Source organism: Streptomyces sp. NPDC054975 (assembly GCF_053609105.1).
Genome location: NZ_JBSGWV010000004.1, coordinates 172,252 through 188,983 on the forward strand (window position 1 = coordinate 172,252; position 16,732 = coordinate 188,983).

Below are 16,732 nucleotides of genomic sequence, written 5' to 3' on the forward strand. Positions count from 1 at the left end.
GCTTTCAGTGGTTCCGGGCGGCGGGCCCGCCCCCAGGGATTCCTGGGGGCGGACCCGCCGTTCTCAGGGCGCCTCCCGGCCGGACGACCGGCGGGGAGCATGGGCGTCAGGCTGCCGTCAGAAGAGGCTGCCCAGCCAACTTGTCACGGAGTCGAGGAAGCCACCCGAGTCTCCCGACGACGATGAGGACGTCGACGACGACTGCGACGGAGCCTTGGGGTCGGCAAGGTCGACCGTCTCCGTCCAGGTGATCTCCTGCTCCTTCGTGGCGAAACGCCCCGTGGAGTAGTAGTCGTTGAGAGGATCGCCGATGTTCTCGCTCCACCAATCGCTGTACCCGCCGAGCTCCGGGGCGATATGCGTTCCGGAGTTCATGGTGCTCTTGTTGGTCACATGGAACTGGATGGTCGCCGTCCCGGCCTCCTTGTCGATGGTCTTCACGGTGTAGTCCATGTTGTACGAACCAAGGAACGCCGCGGACATGTTCGTCGTGAAGTCCATGTAGAGGGTCTTGGTGGACAGCGAGTGATTCAGGCCGTTGTTCTCCACGCGGCCCGTGTCCTTGTCCACGTACTGGGAGACGGTCGCGCCCAGATTGTAGTTTCCGCCGTTGATGTTGTCGGTCGCGATCTCCCGCACGCGCTGGACGTGGTAGTGGTCCATGAGTGACTGCGTGAAGGCGTCGTTTCCGCCGAAGTCACGCTTCTTGGGGCCGCTGCCCGAGACCCATTCGAATCCCAGGTCCACACCGTTGGGGTTGCCGGGGGTTCCGAAGCAGGAGGGGCACTGGTCCCGGAGAAGCGGCTCCGCGGCGATCACGGGGCTGGCAAGCGTGTCGGCGACCGTCGTGACGGTACCGACCCAGGCGTTGGCGAAGTTGTCGTCCCAGGGGCAGAAGTTGCCCCCTTCGCACCAGTCGCTCCAGTGACCGTCGATCTCGACGCCGCTGATCGGGTTGCCGCCGGTGAAGGCGTAGCGGTTCCCGGTGAAGGGATCCGATCCCAGCCGCATGTCCGCCAGGGCACCGTTGTACATGTCCCGGCTGGTGAAGCGGTTCAGGCCGGGGCTGTAGTCGCGGAAGCCCATGTCGTAGGTGCCGCTCGCGGAGTCCCAGCGCTTGGCGTTGTAGCGGTAGGGGTTGTACGCCTCCTTGTCGGGCTGGGCGGTGTCGGGCTTGTCGATGCCGGTGAACTCGGCGTCGTTGTTGTTGCCGTAGGCGGTGTAGCCGTAGGTGGACTTGGTGTCACCGCTGCTGTCGGTGAGGGTTTCGACGTCGGTGTGGCTGTTGTAGCCGTAGACGCCGAGCTCCTCGGAGCCGTCGGTGTTGCGCTTCAGCTGCGTCAGGCGTTCGCCCCACGGGCTGTACTGGTAGGACTTGGTGACCTGGCCGGCGACGGCCTCGTTGAGCACCTCCGTGGAAGTACCGAGGTAGTTGAAGTCGGTGGTCTTGCCGTCGGCGTCCGTCTTGGACGCCGTGCGGTCCAGGGGGTCGAAGACGTAGGTCGTGGACTTCTTCGTGACCCCGTCGGCCTGCAGCTTGGAGTTCTTGACCACGTGGTCGAAGCCGTCGTAGTCCCGGTCCTCGGCCACCTTGCCGCCGGCGACGACCGTGTCCAGCCGTCCGTACGGGTCGTAGTTGTAGTTGTTGGTCGCGGCGCCGATGTTCGAGCTGAGGAGCCGGTTGCGGTCGTACGTGTAGTTGGTCGTGACGTTCTTGATCGTCTGGCTGACGACATTGGCGTTGTCGTCGTGGACGTAGGTCTCGGTGCCCGCGGCGCTGCCCGTCTTCACGGACTGGGCGAGCCGGTTGACCGGGTCGTAGGTGTAGTTCGTGGTGGAGTTCAGGTACGCGCCGTGGTTGTCGGCGTTCATCTTGGACGCGACGTCCTGCGCCTGGTTGCCGTTGGCGTCGTAGGCGTAGGTGTGCGACGAGACCAGGGTGGCGTTCGGCTTCTTCTCGCTCTGGGTCTTGAGCGCGCCGTTCAGGTAGTAGGTGTAGTCGACCGTGTTGCCGTTGGCCTTGGTCTCCTTCAGCCGCTGGCCGCGGTCGGTGTAGGTGTAGTCGGTGACCTTCGGCGAGGTGTCCGAGACGGACTTGCCGACCTTCACCGTCTTGACCAGCTCACGCAGGTCGTAGATGTACGTCGCGTACTGGTCGGGGTGGCTCGTCGTCGCCTTCTGGCCGTTGGCGTCGTAGGTGAACGACGTGGCCTTCTTCTCCACGCCGGCCAGGGACTCGCTGACCTTCTGGACCTGGTTGAGGTCGGTGTAGGTCATCGTGTACTTGTCGATCTTGGTGCCCGAGGAGCCGTCCGTGATCGAGGTCAGGTTGCCGTTGAGGTCGTACGAGTAGGTGAAGTCCTTCTTCTCGTTGTCCGTCTCGGTGACCTGGCGGACGAGCTTCACCGCGTCGGCGACGACCTTGCCGGAGGCGTCGGTCGCCAGGGTGATCTTGGACGTGTTCCCCTGCTTGAAGGCGAACGAGCCCAGCGAGACCCAGCTGCCGCCACCGGTGGTCTGGTTGACCGCCTTGTCGGTGGTGCCGCCGTCGTGGGTGACGGTGTACTTCGCCGCCGTCGAGGCGCCCGAGGTCGTCGGGTACTTCGCGTAGGCGGTGTAGGTGCCGTCCTGCGGAACGTTCAGGGTCCAGGTGAACGTGTCCGTCGACGCCCCCGCCGCATGGGTGCGGTGGTCGTAGCCCTGCTGGCCGGTGGCCGAAGCCGTGGCCCAGGTGCCGGTCGCCGAGACGGTCTGGGTGTCGGAGTTGTCCGCCACGACCACGTGGGCGCCGACCGGCACGCCGTCGTCGGAGCGGGCCTGGAGGCTGCCGTCGGGGTAGTACGACCAGCCCTGCGTCCGCGAGCTGGAGCCGCCGGCGGAGGTGAGGGTGCGCGAGATCTGCTGACCGGTCTGGTTGTAGCCGTAGGAGGTGACGATGTCCCACGGGTCGGTGGACGTCCTGGTCCAGCCGTTGTCGAAGTAGGTGTAGTCGGTGTCGTTACGGACCGTCTGCCCCTCCGACGGCGGCGCGGAGACCCGCGAGGTGCGGCCGACCGCGTCGTAGGTCGTCTGGGTGTAGACGTTGGGGTCGTTGTAGCGCCCGTCCGCCGGGTCGTAGGGCTGGAACTGCTTGACCGGGCGGTTGAGCTTGTCGTACTCGGTCCGGCTGGTGAAGTCGTCCGCGGCCGCGGTGGCGGTGCCGCGCGGGCTGATCACCTTGGTCTTGTTGCCCATCTGGTCGTACTCGAACTTGGTCGACCGGACCGTGGTGCCCTCGTAGGGAACCTTCTGCTCGATGACCTTTCCGCGCTCGTCGTAGACGGCCTGGGACTTGTTGCCCTCCTTGTCCGTGCTCTCGACGACCAGGGAGTCCTTGTCGTACGTGGTGGTGGTGTACTTGCCCGCCGCGTCGATGACCTTGGTCACGCGGTGGTTGAGGTCGTACTCGGTCTTGGTGGTGTAGTCGGTCGTGTCGGCGGTGGCGTTCTTCTTCGGGTCGATGACCGTGACCGGGTTGCCGACGTTGTCGTACTCGTAGGAGACCTTCTCGCCCTTGGCGTTCACCACCGACATGAGCTGGTAGATCGCGTCGTAGGTGTTGGTGGTGACGTAGTCGTCCGGGACGGAGGTCGTCGCCACACCCTTGGGCTCGGTCGTGGTCTTGAGGTTGCCGACCTTGTCGTAGGTGTAGCGCGTCGTGCGACCGCTCAGGTTGTTGTCCGGGCCGGTCGCCTCGGTCACCTGGTCCGCGGAGTCGTAGACCGCGGTGGACACCACGCCGTCCGCGGCCGTGCTGGTGGTGACGTTGTCGTTGGCGTCGTACACCGGGGCCGGGGTGGTGATGAAGACCCCCAGCAGGTGGTCCTTGGGCAGCTTGTTGACCAGCGGACGCTTGAAGACGTCATAGGTCTGGGTGGTGGTGGTGCCCAGCGCGTCGGTCACCGAGGTGACCTGACCGCGCTCGTCGTAGACGAACGAGGTCGCGTGGTTCTCCGCGTCGGTGATCTTCTTGGGGTAGCCCATGAAGTCGAAGTCGGAGTTGACGGTGGCGTTGCCGTTGGCGTCGGTGGCCTTGGTCAACTGCCCGTGGACGTCGTAGTCGTACTTGGTGGTGTAGTCGTCGGGAACCGACGTGGTGGCGGCACCCTTGGGGTCGGTGACCGTCTTCAGGTTGCCGAAGGAGTCATAGCCGAATTGCCACTTGCGGCCCTCCGGGGAGGTCTTGGTGAACAGATCGGCCGAGAAGCCGTCGGCCCGCGTCTGGTACGTGTAGGCCGTGCCCGCGGTGCCGTTCTTGTTGGCCTCCGGGTCCTTCATCGTCAGCGGATTGCCGGTCTTCGGGTCGTACGTCCAGGTCGTCTGGGCGCCCTTCGCGTCCTTCATGAAGATGACGTTGTTGTCCGCGTCCCAGGACATGTCCACGGTCTCGGACTTGGCGTTGGTGGCCTTCACCTGGCGGCCGAAGTCGTCCAGGACGTAGTCCGTGGCGTGCGACTCGGCGTCGGTGACCTTGGTGTCGGTGAACTTCGTGTTCGTCGTGTTCGCCTTGTAGGCGAACGTCGTGTTGTTGTTCAGCCGGTCCGTGATGGTCTTGGTCCACCAGTGGTACTTCGGGTCGTCACCGGCCTGCGGGGCGTAGTAGTCCAGCTTGGTGGCGTTGCCCCGGGGGTCGGTGGCCGACACCAGCTTGACGTTCTTGTTGCCCTGCGTGGCGTCGTAGGTGAACTTGAACACCTTCGGCTGCGTCGATCCGACGCCGTCGGTGAGCTGGCCGAGCAGACCCTTGTCCGTGTACCAGAAGTTGATCTTACGACCGGAGACGTCGGTGACCGACTTGATGTGGTCGTAGATCTTGGAGTTGGTCAGGTTCGAGCCCGTGGCGATCGTGCCGGTGCTCGACACGTACTCGTAGGAGGAGTCACCCTTCTTGAAGTAGTTCACCGTCAGCGTCTGCCGCGACGCCGGGTCGGTGATGTACGTCAGGAACTTGGTCGGCTTGTTGTTGGACTTCCGCTCCTCGTAGGTGAACAGCATGGTGTTGCCGTTCTTGTCCATCGTGGAGGTCAGGTAGCCGTCGCAACCGAACAGGAAGCGGCTGCCGTCCGGCCGGGTCATCGTCCAGGCGTCCGGGACCGGGTCCTTGGTGGGCTTGCAGTCCAGACCTGCCTTGGCGGCCAGCTTGTAGTGCACACCGGCCGGCGCCTTCCACGAGCTCGTGGCCGAGTCCCAACGGAACACGTGGGTGGTGCCGTCGCCGTCGGGCAGGCGCACCTCGGTGGGGTTGGGGTTGGGGTGGAAGTCCAGCGGCGCCCCGAGCCGGATCGGCCCAGATGCCTGCATGGACCAGCCGTGACCGGAGACCGTGTCGGAGGTGTCCAGGGAGTTGTAGGCCATCCGGAAGAACGTGTTCAGACCCCGGCCGGGGTTGTTGAACGCGTTGTACTGCCAGACGGTGTTGCCGGAGGAAAGGTTGTTCATCAGGCTGGCGCCGGCGCCGGTGTTCTTGCCGGTGTAGCCGTAGAACTTCTCCAGGCCGATCTGGTTGGAGGTCGGGTCTTCGACCGCCACGTTCTGCTTCAGCGAGGGGATGGCGCCGGTGCCGGCGGAGAGCCAGGTGCCGTCGGCGACCTTCCTGATGTCCCAGCCAAGAACGTACTCGTTGCGCTTGTTGCCGTTGTCGGAGTTGATCGGCGTCTTGACCTGCGCCTGGATCGTGGCCGACTTGCCCGGCAGCAGGGCCGGGATCGCGGTGGAAAGCTGGTTGCCGCCCGTGGTCACGTCCGTGCCGTCGGGAAGCTTCCAGGTGTAGGAGAGCTGACGCTCACCCGCCACCCACGCGGCGGCGGTCGTGTTGGTGACCGTGAACTCCACCGTGTACTGCGAGTTCGGCGTCATACGCGCCGGAGTCGTCGGCGCGTAGTACGTGTCCTCGGTCGTCGCGTCGACGTAGATGACCTGCATGTACGGACGCAACTGCACGTCCTGCGCCTCCGACGACAGGAACATCGTGCGCTCCTGCGGGCCGGTGGTGGTCTCGTCCTTCAGCTTGACCAGGACGCCCTTGTTGTTGGCCGGGGTCTTGACCCAGGACTGCATCAGCCCGGTCGCGTCCCACCAGTGGCGGCCGACCTCGTCGGTGATCTGCGGAACGGTGTCGGACACCGTGGCGGAGAAGTCACCGCCCGCGGTGGTCCACGGCGTGGTCGAGTTCGCGTTGTTCCACGTGGCCTGGGTCTCGGTGAAGTCCCGGGTCAGCGAGTGGAGTTCGTAGATCGCACCGTTGGTCGAGCTCGTGGTCTCCGCACCCCACATGTACATCTTGTTCTCCAGCACCGTGGCGGTGGTGGGAATCGATGTGGTGGGGAACTTCAAAGCAGCACGGGTCTTGCCGTAGGTACCGGAGTTGTTACCCACGCTCAGCCAGGTCTGCGCCTTGCCGGAGACCAGACCGTCATGGTTCACGGTCGGCTGCTGCGAGGACAGCGTCGTGTCGACCTGACCCGCCTGGATGATCCTCATCGTCCGGCCGGCCTTCGGAATACCCACGATCCGCGTCGGCGACCCCAGGACCTGCCCGTTCTTCGCCTTGACCGCAAGCTGGTAGTAGTACGACTTCCCGATCTCACTGGAGCTGGAGTCCGGAGTCGGCACCGCCGTCGTGTCCGTGTAGGCGGTCGCCGTCGACGGGATCGGGGCGATCAGCGTCGCCGCGGACGGCGTGAACACCTGCTGCGTGGAACGGTGCAGCTGATACTCCACCATGTCCAGGCCTGTGTCACCACTGGTGTTGGCATACGCCGGCCACGACAGCTCCGGACCCGTGGAGTGGACCACGGTCGGAGAGTTCAACGACGTACCCACCGCGCCGTAGGTCACCGTCAGACGCGGGTACGTGGAGGTCTCACCGCCGTAGGTGTTGCCGTCGGCCGCCTCGTAACGCGGGCCACCGGTCGGCGCGGTCCCCGACTCGTCCTTCGCCTTGAGCACGAAACCATGGTTGGCCGCCGTACCGGAGACCCACTTCTGAACCGTGTCGGCCACGGGGAAGTCATGCCACTTGTTGTAGTCCCAAGCGGCCTTGGTGATCTCGGCCGGGTTCACCAGCCGCACCGAGTCGGCGAGGTTGCGGGTCGTGGCCGAGCCCGTGTCACCCAGGACGATCTTCCCGGCATTGCCCTTGGCGAAGCTCAGCTCCGCCGCGTCCAGCGTCTTCCACACACCACCGGTACCGGTCTGATTGACCGTGTAATTCTTCGTACCGCCGTTGTGCGTGACCGTGTACGGGGCGGCCGTGGCCGCATCCGCCGCCGCCGGGTAGTGCACATCCACCCGGTAGCTGTCGGTCTCCGGAACCCTCGGCTGCCAGGTGTACGACTCACCCGTCAGCGCGTTCTTGTTGTAAGCGAAATCGTCGTTGGTCGCAGCGCCACCGGTCGTCGTCGACCGCGGCCACTCACCGACCGCCGCCGTACCGGCATCACCCTCGTCCAGGGACACCGTGGTACCGGAGAGCTCGCCCACCAGGGCACTGGTGTTGGACCAGGTCGCGGGAGTCGCACCCGCCTCGCTCCACGCCCCCGTAGCCCGGTGCGCCTCAAGAGCGACCACGTTGCCGTTGGTGGTGTGCGCCTGGTCGTAATACAGACTCAGCCGCGCCGCATCAACCTTCACCCCCGCCGGTATCTCACTCAGCGGGAACTTGATCAGCGAACGGGCAATACCCGTGTCCGTCTTGCCGACCGACAGCTTCCAGGTGTTGTTGAAGTTCACCGACGGCTGATCCGACAGGACCATCGTGTCCTCGGACACCGACGCGATCGGCGTGATCGTGATCGTCGGATCGATCACGACCGGATACTGACGCTCCTTCGCCGCAAGCCACTTCGCATCCGGCGTGACCGTCAGCTTCCAGCCCTTGCCCTCAGCATCCCGGGACAGCTTCTGCGTGACCTTCGTGCTGTAGGTGCCACCCGTCACCGACTGCGGAACCTTCGCCGCGTCCGTCATGTACGGAGCCGGGATCACCATCACCGGCGTACCCGGAGCCTCACCGAAGAACGCGATCGAACCGTCCTTGCGAGCCTGCGGCGTCAGACCACCCTCAGTGTCCAAAGTGAAGGTGAACGACACAGGACCGGCCGGACGTTCGGCCAGAACGATGTCCTCCTTCACCTGACCATTGCCCACCCGGAACGACAGATCCGCACCGGAGACAGCGTCCTTGTACAGGACCCGGTCACCCTTCGCCTCCGGCTTCAGCGCACCAGCACCAGCCAGCCCGAACGTGACCGCCCCGCCGCCCTCCGCCTCGAAACGCATGAACCGGCCGGCATCGGAACCGAACCAACTCTTACCCGCATTCGCGGTGTTGGCGAAGTCGAAACCCCTGTCCTGCGTCGCGCGCACGGTGGTCTCCACCGGCTTCCAGGACGTACCGGACCGGTAGGACGTCGGCACCGCCGTCAGCTCAGCCTCGACCCGACCGTCGGAAAGCTGCCAGAAACGCGCCTGCGACGTGCGCTTGGCCGTCAGTTCCTTGACCCGCTTGGCCTTCGGAAGCTTCTCACCCTTCGGCAGCTTCTCCCGGCTGGGAACCTCCAGCTTCCCCCCGACCGGAGGCTTCGTCTCACCCTCGTCGTCGTCCGAGAACCAACCCGCGACCGTGTCGAAGACACCCTTGTCGTCGCCCGTCGCCCCAGACTGCGGAGTCGCGTAAGCGACCTGGGGCAACAGCGTGCCCGCCACCGCCGACACGACAAGACAGGAGAGATATCTCCTGTACGGAACTTTCACCCTCAATACCTTTCGGCATCGACGCACCCGCATCACTCCAGCGAAATGGGTACGCCGAACGAGCCGGCGCGGAGGTTTCCGCCCAGCTTGGAGCAATGCGCAGTGATCGCGCGGATGATACGAACCACGAGCTCACGGGCATTGCAGCGGGGCTTTCTAACCACCCCTGCGAGACCCGGTCAACCCTTGCGACATACAGGACAATTGATCGGCCGAAGGGAGTGGGGTTCGCCCGATTCTTCCCCTTGCTCGCACTCGGCATGTGGCGTGGTGTATAACCACCCGGTTCCTCTGCCTACCAACCGAAAGCCGGGCTCTCATGTCGTCCAATGAAATTGCGGAAAACGCAGTGCGGGAGGAGAACGAACACGAGAGCACGGGAGGCGGCTCCCCGGAACGGCGGGGGTTGCTGATCGCCGGCATCGCCCTGCTCGCCTGCTTCGGGCTCGTCGGCTACGGCATCCTCGACACCGACGAGCAGCCGAAGCCGCGGGCCGTGCCGACCGCCGAGGTGACGTACGAGGTCACGGGGACCGGCACCGCCGAGATCTCCTACCTCGCCCGCAGCGAGGACGGCACGGCCACGGTGGAGAAGGGCGTCACGCTTCCCTGGAGCAAGTCGGTTCAGGTGCCTCTCGGCAAGGCCCCGACCGTCGCCGTCGTCCTCGACGGAAAGGGCGGACAGGCATCCTGCACCTTGGCGATTCGCGGCAAACACGTCCAGCGCGCCACCGCCATGGGCACATTCGGGCGCGCCACGTGTACGGGAGAGACCGAGGCCCCACAAAGCTAATACGCGCCGACCGAATTCAGCTCGACGATTCGATCTTGATGCGGGTGGAACCCGGTGGAGCGCCGCCAGGCATAAACGGAGCCCATTCCACCGGGGAGACCGACGACAACTGCCCGCTTGTCTCTGGTCGTTGAGTGAGAGAGAGACGCTGTTGGACAGCCGGCAGGCTCACGCCGGCCTGATGCGGGTAATAGCGTTTCAGTTCTTCATGGGGCGCCGTCTCCGCGTACGTATTGACGACCGACTCGGCCATGATCCTCGCTGCTCGCGAGGCGTACCCAGCCGCGCCGTGGCCGTGCCGGCCGCCGTCCGGCCCCCGCCTTCGAACCCTAGGTCCGCCGGCGGACCGGCGCACGCGTCCAGGGGCCAGCCGACTGTCCGCGCTGCGCCCCGCTCCATGCGCGGCTCGGAGCTGACGTACCGCTGCGGCGGATCATGGCCTCGGACGCTGTGGGGTGGCTCACAGGGCCGGTCGACGGCGGTGAAAGTGCGCCATCCGAGTGGCTTGGGCGTGTCGCCCGACCCATGTGCCCGACCTCTGTCGCCGATGTGGCTCAGACTGGTTTCACCACGCGTCCGGCGAAGGCGACAGGATTGCTGGAGCCGATCGTCCGACCAGGGAAGGTCCTGGTCAGAACGATTCTGCTGCACTCTGCGGTGGTGGGGCGGGTGGGACTCGAACCCACGGCCGACGGATTATGAGTCCGCTGCTCTAACCGGCTGAGCTACCGCCCCTCACCGCGTGGCGCGTACATGTGTGCGCGCCGTCTGCCGCAGCATAGCCGCTCATACGATCTCCTGCTCCGGATGGTCGGCGTCTGCTGCGGAGTGCTCGACCATGAGGACCGCGCAGCGTGCCGCATGGTTCCCGGACATAAGAAAGAGGACCCCTAAGGGTCCTCTTTCGCTTGCTCCCCCGGCTGGACTCGAACCAGCAACCCTCCGGTTAACAGCCGAATGCTCTGCCAATTGAGCTACAGGGGATCGCGCTCCCCCGACTGGACTCGAACCAGTAACCTGCCGGTTAACAGCCGGCTGCTCTGCCAATTGAGCTACAGGGGATTGCTGCGGTTGCACCGAACGGATCCACCTCGGGTGTCCCCGGGCGGCGCGCGCTCGCTGCGACACATACATTAGCGCAAGCAGGGGGGTGCTCCGCCAATCGGTATGCCGTGGGCGCTCGTGGGCACCAGTGAGACAGACAGGGAAGCTCAAGGGAAGGTGGTGCCGCCGTGCGGTACAAGCTGACGTTCGTCGTGGGTCTGGCCCTCGGTTACGTCATCGGCACGCGCGCCGGGCGCGAGCGCTACGAGCAGATGAAGAAGTCGGCCAGGGACCTCTCCCAGAACCCGGCGGTCCGTAACGCGGCCGAGTCCGCGGCGCAGACCGGCCGCCAGGTCGCCGGCAAGGCGTTCCACGTGGTGAGCGACAAGGTGGGCGACAAGCTGCCCGCCTCGGTCACCGACCGCATCCACTCCCTCCGTCACCACAACGGCCAGGTGACCGAGGACGAGTGGGGTGTGAGCAACACCTGAGCGGTCGTACGTGTACGCGTAGGGGCCCGGGATCAGGCCCCCGGGCTGGGCCCCGGCGCCGGGACATCCTCCTCGTAGCGGGGTGTCGCGGTGCCGTCCCGCCCTGCGAAACGCGTCCCCTACCCCGCGCGCGCTCCCCTTACTCCTCCGCGTGCGGCAGAATCTCCTTCCATGGGGATAGTCGCCGGCTTGGACAGCTCTGCCGAGTTCACACGCATCGTCGTCTGCGACGCGGACACGGGTGCCGTACTGCGTCAGGGGTACGCGCCGCACCCGGGTGAACCCAAGGCCGCCGATGTCGACCCGCAAGCGTGGTTGCTCTCGCTCGGCGAGGCCGCCGGCGGCGGGCTGCTCGAAGGGGTGCAGGCCATCGGGGTCTCCGCCCAGCAGCACGGGCTCGTACCGCTCGACGCGCAGGGCGGGCTCGTCCGGCCCGCCATGGTCGGCAACGACAAGCGCGCCCAGGTGGCCGCCGCCGATCTTGTCGAGGCGTTCGGCGGGCGGCAGGCCTGGGCCGAGGCCGTCGGCTCCGTGCCGCAGTCCGGCCAGCCCGTCGCCAAGCTCCGCTGGCTCGCCCGCTCCGAGCCGGAGAACGCCCAGCGCGTCGCGATGCTCCTCCAGCCCCACGACTGGCTCGTCTGGCAGCTCCTCGGCCGCCCCGTACGCCGTACGACCGACCGCGGTGCCGCCTCCGCCACCGGCTACTGGTCGGCCGGCGCGGGCGCGTACCGCCCCGACCTCGTCGAGCTGGCCCTCGGCCACCAGGCCGTGCTCCCCGAGGTGCTCGGCCCCGCCGACGCCGCCGGGACCACCCCCGAGGGCCTGCTGATCTCCGCCGGTACGGGCGAGACCATGGCCGCCGCGTTCGGGCTCGGCCTCGCGCCCGGCGACGCGGTCGTCTCCGTCGGCGCCTCCGGCTCGGTGATGGCCGTGCACCACGAGGCGCTCGCCGACCCGCAGGGCCTGATCACCTCCTTCGCCGACGCGACCGGGATGCACCTGCCCGTCGTCCACACCTCCAACGCGGTACGCGCGCTGCGCGGCACCGCCGAGATGCTCGGCACCGAGAGCCTGGAGGAGCTGTCGGCGCTGGCCCTGAAGTCGACGCCGGGCTCCTCCGGACTCGTCCTGCTGCCCTATCTGGAGGGCGAGCGCACCCCGCAGCTGCCGCACACCGCCGGCACGCTCAGCGGGCTGCGCCGTGAGTCGATGAAGCCCGAGCACCTGGCCCGGGCCGCGTTCGAGGGCATGCTCTGCTCGCTGACCGACGCCATGGACGTGCTGCGCGGACGCGGTGTGGAGGTGCGCCGGGTGTTCCTGCTGGGCGCGGCCGCCGGGCTGCCGGCGGTCCAGGCGATCGCCCCCGCGATCTTCGGCGCACAGGTCGTCGTCCCGCAGCCCGCGGACTACGCGGCCCTGGGCGCCGCACGGCAGGCCGCATGGGCGCTCGGGGTCGCCCGGGGGACGCTGTCGCCCACCGCTCCCCCGGCCTGGCAGGGCGCCGCGGCGCAGATCTTCGAGCCGGGTGAGGAGCTGGCGGTCGGTCGGGCCGTACGGCAGCAGTACGTGGCCACGCGGGAGCAGATCCACCCGGGCGCGTTCGGGGCGTGACCGCCGGCCGCTCTGAGCGTGGCGGCCAGGCGTTCGGTCGTGACGGCCGCGCGCTCGGAGCGTGGCGGCCAGACGTTCGGGTCGTGACGGCCGCGCGCTCGGAGCGGAGAACATTCGGCCGGTAGCGGAGTCCGTTCAAGACTCGACAAAACCGGCTCGTAACGTCGTGGCGGCGCGGGCGATAGTAGGACCCGTGCTCCTACGACTTCTCCGAACCCACCTTCGACCGTACAAGAAGCCCATCGGCCTGCTGGTCCTGCTGCAGTTCCTGCAGACCTGCGCGTCCCTCTACCTGCCGACCCTGAACGCGGACATCATCGACAACGGTGTCGTCAACGGGGACACCGGCTACATCCTGCGGTTCGGCGCCCTGATGATCGCCGTCTCCGTGATCCAGGTCGTCTGCAACGTCGGCGCCGTCCACTACGGGGCCAGGACCGCCTCCGCCCTCGGCCGGGACGTCCGCGCCGCCGTCTTCGACCGGGTGCAGTCCTTCTCCGCCCGCGAGGTCGGGCAGTTCGGCGCGCCGTCGCTGATCACCCGTACCACCAACGACGTCCAGCAGGTCCAGATGCTGGTCCTGATGGCGTTCACGCTGATGGTCTCGGCGCCGATCATGTGCGTCGGTGGCATCGTCATGGCGCTGAGTCTGGACGTACCGCTGTCGGCGGTGCTGATCGCGGTCGTGCCGGTGCTGGGCATCGCGGTCTCGCTGATCGTGAAGAAGATGCGCCCGCTGTTCCGGACGATGCAGGAGCGGCTCGACACGGTGAACCGGGTGCTGCGCGAGCAGATCACCGGCAACCGCGTGATCCGGGCCTTCGTGAAGGACGGCTACGAGCGGGAGCGGTTCAAGGTCTCCAACACCGAGCTGACCGACGTCTCGATGGCGACGGGCCGGCTGATGGCGCTGATGTTCCCGACCGTGATGACGGTCGTGAACATCTCCAGCGTCGCGGTGGTCTGGTTCGGAGCGCACCGCATCGACAGCGGCGGGATGGAGATCGGCGCGCTGACCGCCTTCCTCGCCTATCTGATGCAGATCGTGATGGCCGTGATGATGGCCACCTTCATGTTCATGATGGTGCCGCGTGCGGAGGTGTGCGCCGAGCGCATCGAGGAGGTCCTCGCCACCGAGAGCAGCGTCGTGCCGCCCGCCGAGCCGGTGCGCGAGCTGGAGCGGCGCGGCCACCTGGAGGTCCGGAGCGCCGACTTCCGCTACCCGGGCGCCGAGGAGTCGGTCCTGCGGGACGTGGAGCTGGTGGCGCGACCGGGCGAGACGACGGCGATCATCGGTTCGACCGGCAGCGGCAAGTCGACGCTGCTGGGCCTGGTGCCCCGGCTGTTCGACGTGACCGGCGGCGAGGTGCTCGTCGACGGTGTGGACGTACGGAAGCTGGCCCCGGAGCTGATGGCGCGGACGGTGGGGCTCGTCCCGCAGAAGCCGTACCTCTTCTCCGGCACGGTGGCGACGAACCTGCGGTACGGCAAGCCCGACGCGTCCGACGAGGAGCTGTGGCACGCGCTCGAGGTCGCGCAGGCGGCCGACTTCGTGAAGAAGCTGGAGCACGGCCTCGACGCGCCGATCGCGCAGGGCGGCACGAACGTCTCGGGTGGTCAGCGGCAGCGGCTCGCGATCGCCCGGACGCTGGTGCAGCGGCCCGAGATCTACCTCTTCGACGACTCCTTCTCGGCGCTCGACTACCAGACGGACGCGCTGCTGCGGGAGGCGCTGAAGGCGGAGACGTCGGACTCGACCGTGGTGATCGTCGCCCAGCGGGTGTCGACCATCCGGGACGCCGACCGCATCGTGGTCCTCGACGAGGGCCGGGTCGTGGGCACCGGACGCCATCACGAACTGATGGCGGACAACGAGACGTACCGGGAGATCGTGCTCTCCCAGCTGACCGAGGCGGAGGCAGCCTGATGGCCGGTCCTGGTGGACGAATGATGGCCGGTGGCGGCCCCGACCAGCGGTCGATGGACTTCAAGGGCTCGGGCAAGCGGCTGCTGCGGCAGCTGGCGCCCGAGCGGGGCGCGCTGTGGCTGATGCTGATCGCCGGTGTGCTCAGCGTGGCGGCCTCGGTGGTCGGTCCGAAGATCCTCGGCAAGGCGACCGACCTGGTCTTCGCGGGTGTGGTCGGGCGGCAGATGCCCGACGGCACGACGAAGGCGCAGGCGATCGAGGGCCTGCGGGCCAAGGGCGACGCCGGGATGGCGGACATGCTCTCCGGGGTGGACTTCACCCCCGGGCAGGGCATCGACTTCACGGCCGTCGGCGAGGTGCTGCTGTGGATCCTGGCGATCTACGTGGCGGCCGGTCTGCTCATGCTGGTGTCGACCCGGATGTCGATCAAGGTGATCAACCGGACCGTGTACCGGATGCGTGAGGACGTGCAGGCGAAGCTGGCGCGGCTGCCGCTGTCGTACTTCGACCGGGCCAAGCGCGGTGAGGTGCTGAGCCGGGCGACGAACGACATCGACAACATCTCGCAGACGCTCCAGCAGTCGATGGGCCAGCTGATCAACTCGCTGCTGACCATCGTCGGCGTGCTGGCGATGATGTTCTGGATCTCGCCGCTCCTCGCGCTGGTCGCGCTGGTGACCGTGCCGGTGTCGGTGGTCGTGGCGACAAGGGTCGGCAAGCGGTCGCAGCCGCACTTCGTGCAGCAGTGGAAGTCCACGGGCGCCCTCAACGCCCATGTGGAGGAGATGTACACCGGCCATGCGCTGGTGAAGGTCTTCGGGCGGCAGGACGAGTCGGCCGCCGACTTCCGCGCGCAGAACGAGGCGCTGTACGAGGCCGGTTTCAAGGCCCAGTTCAACAGCGGCGTGATGCAGCCGGTGATGTTCTTCATCTCGAACATCAACTACGTGCTGGTGGCTGTCGTCGGCGGTCTGCGGGTGGCGAGCGGCACGCTGTCGATCGGTGACGTGCAGGCGTTCATCCAGTACTCCCGTCAGTTCTCGATGCCGCTGACGCAGGTGGCGTCGATGGCGAACCTGGTGCAGTCGGGTGTGGCCTCCGCCGAGCGGATCTTCGAGCTGCTCGACGCGGAGGAGCAGACCCCGGACGGCCCGACGGCGACGGCCGCGCTGCCGTCGGAGTCGCACGGCAGGGTGGCGCTCGGCAAGGAGTCGCAGGGCACGGTGGCGCTGGGCAAGGCTGCGCTGGAGGAGGTGGCGCTGGGCAAGGTGGCGCTGGAGGAGGTGGCGTTCCGCTACGAGCCGGAGAAGCCGCTCATCGAGGACCTCTCCCTGACGGTGGAGCCCGGTCAGACGGTCGCGATCGTCGGGCCGACGGGCGCCGGCAAGACGACGCTCGTGAACCTGCTGATGCGCTTCTACGAGGTCACCGGCGGCCGGATCACCCTCGACGGGGCGGACATCTCGGCGATGTCCCGCGAGGAGCTGCGGTCCGGGATCGGCATGGTCCTCCAGGACACCTGGCTCTTCGGCGGCACGATCGCCGACAACATCGCGTACGGCGCGAGCGGCGAGGTCACGCGGGAGCAGATCGAGGAGGCGGCGCGGGCGGCCCACGCCGACCGCTTCATCCGGACCCTGCCCGAGGGCTACGACACCGTCATCGACGACGAGGGCGGCAACGTCAGCACGGGTGAGAAGCAGCTGATCACGATCGCGCGGGCGTTCCTGTCCGACCCGGTGATCCTGGTCCTGGACGAGGCGACCAGCTCGGTCGACACCCGTACCGAGGTCCTCATCCAGAAGGCGATGGCGCGCCTGGCCCACGGGCGCACCTCGTTCGTGATCGCCCACCGGCTCTCCACCATCCGGGACGCGGACGTGATCCTGGTGATGGAGAACGGCTCGATCGTCGAACAGGGCACGCACGACGAGCTGTTGGCGTCCGGCGGCGCGTACGCGCGGCTCTACGCGGCCCAGTTCGCGCAGGCGGTCGCCGAGGTCGACTGATCCTCGGGTCGGCTGCCCGAAGTGATCGACTCGTCCGTGACCCATGTCGCTTGATGTGCGGCAT

At 67.1% G+C, this 16,732-nt stretch carries 6 protein-coding genes and 3 tRNA genes; 5 read left to right on the plus strand and 4 right to left on the minus strand.

What is annotated here, in order from left to right:
* Positions 1–117: 117 nt before the first annotated feature.
* Positions 118–7,794, minus strand: a complete 7,677-nt coding sequence (locus ACWF79_RS07320; RefSeq protein WP_453727195.1) for a golvesin C-terminal-like domain-containing protein — start codon at positions 7,792–7,794, stop codon at positions 118–120.
* Positions 7,795–9,142: 1,348 nt separating this feature from the next.
* On the opposite strand from ACWF79_RS07320, the gene ACWF79_RS07325 reads away from it, so the two are divergent.
* Positions 9,143–9,586 (plus strand): MmpS family transport accessory protein, encoded by a 444-nt coding sequence (locus ACWF79_RS07325; protein ID WP_453727068.1) that lies wholly within the window; start codon positions 9,143–9,145, stop codon positions 9,584–9,586.
* Positions 9,587–10,244: 658 nt separating this feature from the next.
* Here ACWF79_RS07325 and ACWF79_RS07330 read toward each other — a convergent pair.
* The 3 genes from ACWF79_RS07330 to ACWF79_RS07340 form a co-directional block, all read right to left on the minus strand.
* Positions 10,245–10,321 (minus strand) — tRNA-Ile (locus ACWF79_RS07330).
* A 176-nt stretch (positions 10,322–10,497) separates the two neighbouring features.
* Positions 10,498–10,570, minus strand: a tRNA-Asn gene (locus ACWF79_RS07335).
* A 5-nt stretch (positions 10,571–10,575) separates the two neighbouring features.
* Positions 10,576–10,648 (minus strand) — tRNA-Asn (locus tag ACWF79_RS07340).
* Positions 10,649–10,818: 170 nt separating this feature from the next.
* Between ACWF79_RS07340 and ACWF79_RS07345 the strand changes: the two genes are divergently transcribed.
* From ACWF79_RS07345 to ACWF79_RS07360, 4 genes are all read left to right on the plus strand, one after another.
* Complete coding sequence (locus ACWF79_RS07345; RefSeq protein ID WP_453727069.1) at positions 10,819–11,121, plus strand: YtxH domain-containing protein; 303 nt, start codon at positions 10,819–10,821, stop codon at positions 11,119–11,121.
* A gap of 171 nt (positions 11,122–11,292) precedes the next feature.
* Positions 11,293–12,732 (plus strand): FGGY family carbohydrate kinase, encoded by a 1,440-nt coding sequence (locus ACWF79_RS07350; protein ID WP_453727070.1) that lies wholly within the window; start codon positions 11,293–11,295, stop codon positions 12,730–12,732.
* A 193-nt stretch (positions 12,733–12,925) separates the two neighbouring features.
* On the plus strand, positions 12,926–14,659 hold the full coding sequence (locus ACWF79_RS07355) for an ABC transporter ATP-binding protein (protein WP_453727071.1): 1,734 nt from the start codon (positions 12,926–12,928) through the stop codon (positions 14,657–14,659).
* The gene (locus ACWF79_RS07360; RefSeq protein ID WP_453727072.1) at positions 14,659–16,668 is read left to right on the plus strand and encodes an ABC transporter ATP-binding protein; all 2,010 of its coding nucleotides are present in this window, start codon (positions 14,659–14,661) and stop codon (positions 16,666–16,668) included. The genes ACWF79_RS07355 and ACWF79_RS07360 overlap by 1 nt, the downstream gene beginning before the upstream one ends.
* Positions 16,669–16,732 lie beyond the last annotated feature (64 nt).

Coding starts and splice junctions, on each gene's coding strand:
- ACWF79_RS07360 (WP_453727072.1), top strand. CDS start 14,659: ATGGCCGGTCCTGGTGGACGAATGATGGCCGGTGGCGGCCCCGACCAG.
- ACWF79_RS07350 (WP_453727070.1), top strand. CDS start 11,293: ATGGGGATAGTCGCCGGCTTGGACAGCTCTGCCGAGTTCACACGCATC.
- ACWF79_RS07320 (WP_453727195.1), bottom strand. CDS start 7,794: ATGGTCCTGTCGGATCAGCCGTCGGTGAACTTCAACAACACCTGGAAG.